At 69.8% G+C, this 9,741-nt stretch carries 11 protein-coding genes; 4 read left to right on the forward strand and 7 right to left on the reverse strand.

The window, feature by feature from the left end; translation table 11 throughout:
* Window positions 1-25 precede the first annotated feature (25 nt).
* The 5 genes from G3I56_RS29890 to zapE form a co-directional block, all read right to left on the reverse strand.
* Window positions 26-817: a slipin family protein gene (locus G3I56_RS29890; RefSeq protein WP_164414332.1), complete on the reverse strand. Its 792-nt coding sequence runs from the start codon at window positions 815-817 to the stop codon at window positions 26-28.
* A 122-nt stretch (window positions 818-939) separates the two neighbouring features.
* The gene (locus G3I56_RS29895; protein ID WP_164414335.1) at window positions 940-2,409 is read right to left on the reverse strand and encodes a SulP family inorganic anion transporter; all 1,470 of its coding nucleotides are present in this window, start codon (window positions 2,407-2,409) and stop codon (window positions 940-942) included.
* 8 nt (window positions 2,410-2,417) lie between these two features.
* Complete coding sequence (locus G3I56_RS29900; RefSeq protein ID WP_164414337.1) at window positions 2,418-3,014, reverse strand: carbonic anhydrase; 597 nt, start codon at window positions 3,012-3,014, stop codon at window positions 2,418-2,420.
* 90 nt (window positions 3,015-3,104) lie between these two features.
* Window positions 3,105-3,503: a hypothetical protein gene (locus G3I56_RS29905; RefSeq protein WP_164414339.1), complete on the reverse strand. Its 399-nt coding sequence runs from the start codon at window positions 3,501-3,503 to the stop codon at window positions 3,105-3,107.
* Window positions 3,504-3,704: 201 nt separating this feature from the next.
* Window positions 3,705-4,811, reverse strand: coding sequence for a cell division protein ZapE (zapE, locus tag G3I56_RS29910; protein WP_164414341.1), 1,107 nt, complete (start codon window positions 4,809-4,811; stop codon window positions 3,705-3,707).
* Window positions 4,812-4,848: 37 nt separating this feature from the next.
* Here zapE and G3I56_RS29915 point away from each other — a divergent pair, with 37 nt between their 5' ends.
* From G3I56_RS29915 to msrB, 4 genes are all read left to right on the forward strand, one after another.
* A complete protein-coding gene (locus G3I56_RS29915) occupies window positions 4,849-5,673 on the forward strand; it encodes a dihydrofolate reductase family protein (RefSeq protein WP_203690942.1) in 825 nt (274 codons plus the stop codon).
* Window positions 5,674-5,829: 156 nt separating this feature from the next.
* Window positions 5,830-6,303, forward strand: a complete 474-nt coding sequence (locus G3I56_RS29920) for an indole-3-glycerol phosphate synthase (protein ID WP_164414345.1) — start codon at window positions 5,830-5,832, stop codon at window positions 6,301-6,303.
* A gap of 202 nt (window positions 6,304-6,505) precedes the next feature.
* Window positions 6,506-7,894 (forward strand): UDP-N-acetylmuramate--L-alanine ligase, encoded by a 1,389-nt coding sequence (murC, locus tag G3I56_RS29925; RefSeq protein ID WP_203690943.1) that lies wholly within the window; start codon window positions 6,506-6,508, stop codon window positions 7,892-7,894.
* Between the two features lie 69 nt (window positions 7,895-7,963).
* On the forward strand, window positions 7,964-8,371 hold the full coding sequence (gene msrB, locus G3I56_RS29930; RefSeq protein WP_164414381.1) for a peptide-methionine (R)-S-oxide reductase MsrB: 408 nt from the start codon (window positions 7,964-7,966) through the stop codon (window positions 8,369-8,371).
* Between the two features lie 91 nt (window positions 8,372-8,462).
* Here msrB and G3I56_RS29935 read toward each other — a convergent pair whose 3' ends face one another.
* Both G3I56_RS29935 and G3I56_RS29940 read right to left on the reverse strand, forming a co-directional pair.
* Window positions 8,463-8,876: a hypothetical protein gene (locus G3I56_RS29935; protein WP_164414349.1), complete on the reverse strand. Its 414-nt coding sequence runs from the start codon at window positions 8,874-8,876 to the stop codon at window positions 8,463-8,465.
* 52 nt (window positions 8,877-8,928) lie between these two features.
* On the reverse strand, window positions 8,929-9,333 hold the full coding sequence (locus G3I56_RS29940) for a DUF751 domain-containing protein (RefSeq protein WP_164414352.1): 405 nt from the start codon (window positions 9,331-9,333) through the stop codon (window positions 8,929-8,931).
* Window positions 9,334-9,741: the final 408 nt, after the last annotated feature.

Genomic DNA, 9,741 nt, shown 5'->3' on the forward strand with positions numbered 1-9,741 from the left:
CCGGGAACCACGCGCGTAGCGCGCCTCAGCCGGGTGACCCGCCTGGCGGCTGCTGCTGAACCTGCGCCCGTTCCAGGAAGCGGAGCAGTTCCACCGGGAAGGGCAGCACGAGCGTCGAGTTCTTCTCCGCCGCGACCGCCACCACCGTCTGGAGCAGGCGGAGTTGGAGTGCGGCGGGCTGCTCGGACATCACTCCGGCGGCCTCCGCGAGCTTCTTCGAGGCCTGCAACTCGGCGTCCGCGTTGATGATCCGGGCCCGGCGCTCACGGTCGGCCTCGGCCTGCCGGGCCATCGAGCGCTTCATCGTGTCCGGCAGGGAGACGTCCTTGATCTCGACCCGGTCGATCTGCACACCCCAGCCGATCGCCGGGCTGTCGATCATCAACTCCAGGCCCTGGTTGAGCTTTTCTCGGTTGGAGAGGAGGTCGTCCAGGTCGCTCTTGCCGATGATCGAGCGCAGCGAGGTCTGCGCCATCTGGGAGACCGCGAACCGGTAGTCCTCGACCTGGATGATCGCGTTCGCCGCGTCGACCACCTTGAAATAGACGACCGCGTCCACGCGCACGGTCACGTTGTCCCGCGTGATGCCCTCCTGGGCCGGGATCGGCAGCGTGACGATCTGCATGTTGACCTTGCGCAGCCGGTCGACGAACGGGACGACCAGCGTGAAACCGGGCGGCCGTGCGTCTCCGGCGAGGCGGCCGAGCCGGAAGACGACCCCGCGTTCGTACTGCTTGACGACCCGCGCCGCCGCCCCGACGTAGACGATCCCGGCGGCCCCGGCGGCGATGCCCGCGGTCAGTAGTTCCTGAAGCATGACGACGACCTCTCGCAGCCGTCTCTTACGTGCCGATCGGCACCTTTAACAAACGATATGCCCGGTCCGGGGCTCGGGTCGAGCCCCGGACCGGGCAGCCGTGCGGGCGAGAGCCGCGGAGGCTATGGCACGGTCGTCATCATCTTCACGGGTTCCGTGCCGGCCGCGCTGTGCCGCTCGGCCCAGCTCTCCAGAGCCGTGCGGCAGGCGTGGTCCAGATGGTGCAGGCCCGACAGGTCCAGCTCTATCGGCCGGTCCTGGGGCAGCGCCTCCAGGCTGTCGAGGATCTTCGGCAGCCGCAGGAAGGTCGCGTTGCCCGACAGATACGCCTGGACGGGCCCGGCGCCCTTGTCGATGACCTCCAGCTTGAGGTGCGAGGCCTCCCAGGCGGTCTTGCCAACGGACAGGGCGAGACCGATCAGCACGCCCTCGAACATGTTCACGCACACGATGGCCAGGGCCGTGACCACCAGGATCAGCGCCTCACCCCGGTGCTCGCGCCAGAGCGAGACGACCCCGCGCACCGGTATGAGCTTCCAGCCTGCGTGGACGAGGATGCCCGCCAGCGCGGGCAGCGGGATGAGCGCCAGCGCTCCGGGCAGCAGCGCCGCGAACAGCAGCAGCCATACGCCGTGCAGTACCCGGGACGCCTTCGTCCGCGCTCCCGCCTGGACGTTCGCCGAGCTGCGAACGATCACCGCGGTCATCGGCAGCGCGCCCAGCAGCCCGCACACGGTGTTGCCGGCGCCCTGCGCCATCAGCTCCTTGTCGTACCGGGTGCGCGGACCGTCGTGCAGCCGGTCCACCGCGGCGGCGCTGAACAGGCTCTCGGCGGACGCGATCAGCGTGAACGCCACGACCGTACCGATCACGCTCAGGCTCGCCAGTTCACCGAAGGCACCGAGCCCGGGCAACTGGACGGCGTCCAGCAGGCCCTTCACCTCGACCGTCGCCACCGGCAGGCTGAACACGAGGGTGACGACGGTCGCCAGGACCACCGCGGCGAGCGCGCCCGGTACCGCCCGCATCTTCCTGGGCAGTCGCTGCCACAGCACGATCACGGCGATCGTGCCCGCGCCGACCGCCAGCGAGGCCAGCGCGCCGGTGCTCCCCGCGGCCTTCGCGGCGGCCTCGGGCAGCCCGGTGATCTTGTCGAGCCCGGCGGCCGGCGCCTTCAGCCCGGCCGCCGCGTAGAGCTGCCCGGCGATGATCACGAGCCCGATCCCGGCCAGCATGCCCTCGACGACGGACACCGAGATGGCCCGGAACCAGCGCCCCAGCTTCAGGGCGCCCATGGCGAGTTGGAGCAGTCCGGCGGCGAGCACGATCACCCCGAGCGCGGGCAGCCCGTGTTCGCGTACGGCCTCGAAGACCAGGACGGTGAGGCCGGCGGCGGGCCCCGACACCTGGAGGCTGCTGCCCGGCAGGAGTCCGGTGACGATGCCGCCCACGATGCCCGTGATCAGGCCGAGTTCGGCCGGCACACCGGAGGCTACGGCGACGCCCACGCACAGCGGCAGGGCGACCAGGAAGACGACGAGCGAGGCGGCGAAGTCCTGCCGCAGCTGGGGGACCTTGGTGCGTATGGACATGGCGGCCCTCACAGCGCTTCGAACGCGTCGGTGGCGGCGCGGTGTTCGCGCACGGACCCGGTGTGCACCTCGTAGTACCAGCCGCGCAGGCGCAGCAGGCCCTTCGCCAGGCGTTGTTCCACGCACGGGTAGGAGCGCAGCCGCAGCAACTGTGCCAGGACGTGGTTCTGGACGGCGGAGGCGACCGTCGGGTCGCCGGTGTCGGACGGGTTCGTGGCTGTGGTCGAGGGGGCGTCGGCGGCGTGCGCGAGCCAGTCGCGTACGGCGGGTACGGCGGTGAGGTCGTCGCCGCGCACCAGCGCGCCGACGGCACCGCAGTGCGAGTGGCCGCAGACGACGATGTCGCTGACGCCGAGGACCTCCACGGCGTACTCGATGGTGGCGGCCTCACCGGTGGGGCGGGCGGAGGCGTACGGGGGAACGATGTTGCCCGCGGTGCGCAGCTCGAAGAGCTCGCCGGGCCTGGCACCTGTGATCAGGGCCGGTACGACCCTGGAATCGGAGCAGGTGATGAACAGGACCTGGGGGGACTGGCCTTCGGCGAGCTTGGCGAACTCCTCGGGGCGCGAGCCGAAGGTGCGGGCGTTCTCGATGAGGGGCTGCATGTGGTGACTCCTCCTGGCGCGCCTCGAGGGCGCGTCGGACGTACATGACAGTCGGACGTGTTGACAGAACGTGGGGGGACGTCGCCGCTGTCAGCAGCGGAACACCTGGAGTGCGGCCGGGGTGTGCGCGGTCAGTGATCTGGGCGCCTGATGGCGGGCCGTGACGCGCGATTCCGGTTCGTGCGTGGCCGTGGGGTCCACTGCGAGGAGCGGGCGCTCGGGCATCTGGGGACCCGAATCGGCGATGCGATGCCGGTCCCGGGTGCGCAGGGGCAGGCTCGGGTCGTGATGACGGCCGCCATCACCACAGGTGACGTACTCGTCGCGCTGGGCTGCCGCGCGGGGTTTGTTTCTGGGCTCGGTCTTGGCCTCGGCATGACGGGCTGTGTGCGCGGATGCGAAGGATGCCGTAGGAGCGAAGAACTGGAGGGCCAGCAGGGCGGCAGCGAGGAGGGAAACCACGGTCCGGGCCGTAGCACCTCGGAACATGCGCCCCCCTCCAGGCAGTTCGCGATCTCTTGTACGCGTCAACGGTTGGTCAATCGCAGGTCAAGAAACACGTTAACCCTGCGAAGTTGTTTGCTGGGTTAACTTAGCGTTTCAGGCTGAAGAGAGCCTGAAAAGCGTGGGTGGGATGACGTGAACTGATCGTTGACCTGCGGTTGTTCATATGGTTTGCAGGTCAGGAGCTCACGAGGGCTCCACGAGGCCCTTGGCGTCGCGGGCCAGCGCGGTCAGGCGGGAGATCGCGCGGAAGTACTTCTTGCGGTAGCCGCCGTTCAGCATCTCCTCGCTGAACAACTGGTCGAAGGGCTGGCCGGACGCGAGCACCGGCACCTCGCGGTCGTACAGCCGGTCGGCGAGCACGACGAGCCGCAGCGCCGTCGACTGGTCCGGGACCGGCCGTACATCGGTGAGGCACACGGCCTTCAGCCCGTCCGTGAGGGCGCCGTACCGGCTGGGGTGCACACGGGCGAGGTGGTCGAGGAGCTGCGGGAAGTCGTCGAGCGACGTGCCCTCGTTGGCGTACGCCGCCTTGGTCACCTGCTCCTCGGAGTACGGCGCGGGGGCCTGGGGCAGGCCCCGGTGGCGGTAGTCCTCGCCGTCGATGCGCAGTGCGCGGAAGTGGGCGGACAGGCCCTGGATCTCGCGCAGGAAGTCGGCCGACGCGAACCGGCCCTCACCGAGCTTGCCCGGCAGGGTGTTCGAGGTGGCGGCGAGCGCGACGCCCGCGTCGACGAGCTTGCCGAGCAGGGTCGAGACGAGGACGGTGTCGCCCGGGTCGTCCAGTTCGAACTCGTCGATGCAGAGCAGCCGGTGGCCGGACAGGGTCTGGACGGTCTTCTGGAAGCCGAGGGCCCCGACCAGGTTCGTCAGCTCCACGAAGGTGCCGAACGCCTTGAGCGCGGGCTCGGCCGGGGTGGCGTGCCAGAGGGAGGCGAGGAGGTGGGTCTTGCCGACGCCGTAACCGCCGTCGAGGTAGACGCCACGGGGACCGGCCGGCACCTTGGACGCCTTGACCTTCCCGAACCCGAAGAACCCCCGCCTGCCGCCCCCCATGGCGTGCGCCCCGCCGAGCCCGCCCGCGAAGCCGTCGAGGACGCGCACGGCCTCGGTCTGGCTGGGCTGGTTCGGGTCCGGGATGTACGTGTCGAAGCGCACCGAGTCGAACCGGGGCGGCGGCACCATCTCGGCGACCAGCCGGTCCGCGGGGACATGCGGCTCGCGCACGCACAGGGACAGCGGGGCCGTTTCGGGTATCGGACCGAAGCCGGGGGACTCGGGGATGGTAGGCACGGTTCACCATGCTAAGGGCCGTGCCAGACTGCCTGGCATGCGACGCCTGTTCCCTGTGACCGAAGAGACAGTGGCCGAGGTCCCGGGAGGGGCCGTGGATGCCGGTGGCCCGCCCGGTGCCGGAGCGGTCGACCGGGAGTGGAGCCTGGCGGAGCTGGCCGCCGCCTACGCCTACCCCGACCGGACGAACGGGCGCCGGGAATCCTGGCTGCGCGCCAACATGGTGTCCACGCTCGACGGCGCCGCCCAGCACGACGGCCGTTCCCAGCCCATCTCCTCCGCCTCCGACATGCGGATCTTCGGCACCCTGAGAGCGTTGGCGGACGTGGTCCTCGTCGGTGCGGAAACGGTACGCCAGGAGGGTTACCGTCCGGCACGCGCGCGTGCGGAGTTCGCCGCGGCCCGCGAGGCGGCCGGGCAGGGGGAGGCGGCGGCGATCGCGATCGTCAGCGCGAGCCTGGAGCTGGACTACTCGCTCCCGCTGTTCACCTCGCCCCTGGTTCCCACACTGATCCTCACGGGTGCCGCTGCCGCCCCCGACCGGGTCGCCGCCGCCGAGAAGGCGGGCGCCCGGGTGGTCGTCGCCGGTGACGGCATGGGCGTGGACCCGGCACGCGCCGTACAGGCCCTCGCCGGCCTCGGGCACACCCGGCTGCTGGCCGAGGGCGGGCCGCGGCTGCTGGGGCAGCTGGTGGCGGCCGGCGTGCTCGACGAGCTGTGTCTGACGATCTCCCCGATGCTCACCGTGGGGGACGCCCAGCGGATCTCGGGCGGGCCCTCGGTGCCGGTTCCCCGTCACTTCGAACTGGTGTCTCTGCTGGAGGAGGCCGGCTTCCTGTTCAGCCGCTATCACCGCTCCTGACGCGCGGGGTCCCGCTCGTCCCGGCACGATCCGGAATCTGTCGTTCCGTTTGTCTTTCGCTGGGCACACTAAATTTCGCAGTCCCCGTGCGATCACGGGGCAGGATGGTTTCAGCAGGGGCCTACGAACGGCCCACGGAGGAGAAGGGCGCCTGTCGTGTTCACAAGCGTACTGATGATCGAGAAGGCCCTGACGTCCGCCGACGTGGAGTTCGTCACCACCTTGCACGGCGACGAGGGCGTGGCTTTCCACGTGCTGCTCCAGCCCCGTGGCGACCAGGCCGACCGGCTGTTGCGGGCCATCGACGACATCGCCCTGGGCGAGCTGGACGAGGCGGCGCACGAGCGGGACACCCCGGAGGGGGCGGACGCGGCGGTGCTGGGGGAGCGGGCGCTCGCGGTGTCGCTGGCGGCGCTGCGGGTGGCCGGGCACGAGGCGGACGGGAGGATCGTCGAGGACCATCCGCTCGATGCGTTGCGGGGGTTGGTCGACGAGATCGAGGCGGACGAGGTCATCGTGCTGACCGATCCCCACTACGTGGAGGAGTTCTTCCACCGGGACTGGGCTTCCCGGGCTCGGCACAAGGTGGGCGTGCCTGTGTTGAAGCTGTTCTCCCACAGCAAGGAGTGACGCCGTAGGGGCTGGGGTTGGCCGGGGTGGGGTGGCGGCTTGCGGGTCCGCTGTGGCTGGTCGCGCCCACGCGGCGGAGCCGCACATCGATACGGCCCCGCGCCCCTGGGTCGATGAGCTGAGCGTCGGCCATGAGGCGCCCCCTTCGCAGGGAATAGGCTGGGGGCTCGTCTTCTGTACCGGATCTTGGGGAGAACAGCACATGGCACCCGGCCTTCCTACCGCCATGGACCGACCGCACTTCATCGGCATCGGCGGCGCCGGGATGTCGGGGATCGCGAAGATCCTGGCGCAGCGCGGCGCCGTGGTGGCCGGCAGTGATGCCAGGGAGTCCGAGACCGCCGCGGCGCTGCGGGCGCTCGGGGCGACCGTGCACATCGGGCACGCGGCCGGGCATCTCGCCGACGACGCCACCTGTGTCGTGGTCTCCTCCGCGATCCGCGCGGACAACCCGGAGCTGGCGCGGGCGGCTGAGCTCGGGATCCCGGTGGTCCACCGTTCGGACGCGCTCGCCCGGCTGATGGACGGCCTGCGGCCGATCGCGGTCGCGGGCACCCACGGCAAGACGACCACGACATCGATGCTGGCGGTGTCGCTGAGCGAGCTGGGCCTGAACCCCTCGTACGCGATCGGCGGCGACCTGGACGCGCCCGGCTCGAACGCCCTGCACGGCGACGGAGACATCTTCGTGGCCGAGGCGGACGAATCGGACCGCAGCTTCCACAAGTACGCGCCCGAGGTCGCGATCGTCCTCAACGTCGAACTCGACCACCACGCCAACTACGCGTCCATGGGCGAGATCTACGAGTCCTTCGAGACGTTCGCGGGCCGGATCGTGCCCGGCGGGACGCTGGTGATCTCCGCCGACCACGACGGTGCCCGCGAGCTGACGCGGCGTCTGCCGGACTCCGTGCGGGTGGTGACGTACGGGGAGTCGGCGGACGCGGACGTGCGGGTGCTGTCCGTCGTACCGCAGGGGCTGAAGAGCGAGGTGACCGTCGAGCTGGACGGAGCCCGGCTCACCTTCACGGTCTCGGTCCCCGGCCGGCACTACGCGCACAACGCGGTGGCCGCACTGGCCGCGGGCGTCGCGCTGGGCGTGCCCGCCGACGAGCTGGCCCACGCCCTGGCGGCGTACACAGGGGTGAAGCGTCGGCTCCAGCTGAAGGGCGAGGCGGCGGGCGTCCAGGTCATCGACTCCTACGCCCACCACCCGACCGAGATGACGGCGGACCTGGAGGCGATGCGGGCGGCGGTCGGCGACGCGCGAATCCTGGTGGTCTTCCAGCCGCACCTCTTCTCCCGTACCCAGGAGCTGGGCAGGGAGATGGGCGAGTCGCTGGCGCTCGCGGACGCGTCGGTCGTCCTCGACATCTACCCGGCCCGTGAGGACCCGATCCCCGGTGTGACGAGCACGCTGATCATCGACGCCGCGCGGGCCGCGGGCGCCGATGTGACGGCCGTGTCCGACAAGGCGGAGGTGCCCGGGACCGTCGCGGGAATGGCGAAGCCCGGTGATCTCGTTCTCACCATGGGCGCGGGTGATGTCACGGACCTGGGCCCGCGGATCCTGGACCGTCTGGCACGGTGACGTTCGGGGTTCCGCAGTGCCTTCACGGTGACTTTCGCGGTGACTTTTCGCAGTAAGGGGCTGAGCTTCATGTCGTACGACGTCGAAAAGCCGGACGAGCAGTGGCGCGCGGAGCTGACGCCGGCCGAGTACACGGTCCTGCGTCAGGCCGGCACGGAACCCGCCTTCGTGGGTGAGTACACGGGCACCAAGACGAAGGGCGTCTACTCCTGCCGGGCCTGCGACGCCGAACTCTTCACCTCGGACACGAAGTTCGAGTCGCACTGCGGCTGGCCGTCCTTCTTCGACCCGAAGGACACCGACGCGGTGGAGCTGATCTCGGACCGCTCGCTCGGGATGGTGCGGACCGAGGTGCGGTGTGCCCGGTGCGGATCACACCTCGGGCACGTGTTCGAAGGGGAGGGGTATGCCACCCCGACCGACCAGCGGTACTGCATCAACAGCATCTCGTTGCGGCTGACGCCCGACGAGGGCTGAGGGTCGGGAAGCGCTACTGAGTGAACGGGGCCCTGCCGGCGTACGGCAGGGCCCCGTTCACGTTCCCTCATGACGTCACGACGTCACCACGTCACGACGTGCAGACGTCCTTCAGTCGGTCGGCGGCTGCGTCGATGCTGCTGGAGTCCGGGCTCGTGTCGCCGTTCAGGATCGACTTGTTGTAGTCGTCTATCGCCTTGTCCAGATCGTCGACCGCCTTGTCGACCTTGTTGTCGTCCGTCTCCTTGTTGATCTTGTCGAGGTTCTTGTCGATGGTGTCTATGGAGTCGTCGGTCTTCGACGGGTCCTTCACCGCGTCCCAGCCGGCCTCGTGGATCGCCTTGATGCTGTCCGAGATCGAGTCGGCGTTGCTGAGGCAGCCGAGGGAGTTGTCGAGGTCTTCGCAGCCGGTCAGGAGTCCGGCGGTCAGGGTGACGGCGGCGACGGCGGCGACGGCGGTGGCGATGGTGGCGGTACGACGGCCACGACGGCGGATCGAGGGCATGGAAAGGGTCCCTTCACTTCATGGGTTGACGAGGGCTTCGGTGCTCGGGCGGTCAGGCCCAGGGCTGCTGCTCCACGAGCGCGGGTGCCGTCCGCTCCTTGCGGCTCGAGACGAGGCCGCCCGCCGCGCCCAGGGAGACCAGGCCCATACCGACGGCGGTCGCGATCCCCTTCACGCCGTCCATCGTGAAGTAGCAGAACGCGGCCACACTGCCGTTGAACAGGAACAGGAACCAGAGCGTGGACGGCTTCGACAGGAAGGCCTTGATCTTCGGCGTCCTGGCGATACGTGAGCCCGCCAGCAGTGAGACGGCGATACCGGCGTAGGTGGCCACGTTCTTCTCCGTGCCGTCCAGGACGGCGCCGGACGCGGTGCTCGCGGTGAGACCGCCCAGGAAGAACGACCACAGCAACAGATTGGCGATGAACGACTTCACGGCGGCGAGCAGGGTCTTCACGGACATTCCTTCGGCGGGAGCGGATGGGTTCTGATCTCTGCCGACCACGATCCCGTCGTTCGAGCGCCGCCACGAGGGACCCTTCTCCCGGATGCCTGGTGTAGCCCGCTACACCATCCGCCGCGCCGCGCCGCGCCGCACGTTCGTATCGTCGCGCTTCTCCGGGGTGAGCCGGCCGAGTGCGCCCCGAAGATTTGATTGACCGGTCGGTACAGAATACGTAGCATGCAGGTGGCAGGACGTCGACGAGGACTGGCGCCAGGAAGTGGAGTGACCATGACGACGAAGCGTTGGAAGCAGCGTCCGCCGGGCTCGACCTGGGGCGACTGGGGCGAGGACGACGAGCTGGGCCGGATCAACCTGCTCACCCGGGAGAAGGTCCTGCAGGGCGTGCGCGAGGTCGAGCAC

The organism is Streptomyces sp. SID12488 (assembly GCF_010548275.1).
Lineage (GTDB): Bacteria > Actinomycetota > Actinomycetes > Streptomycetales > Streptomycetaceae > Streptomyces.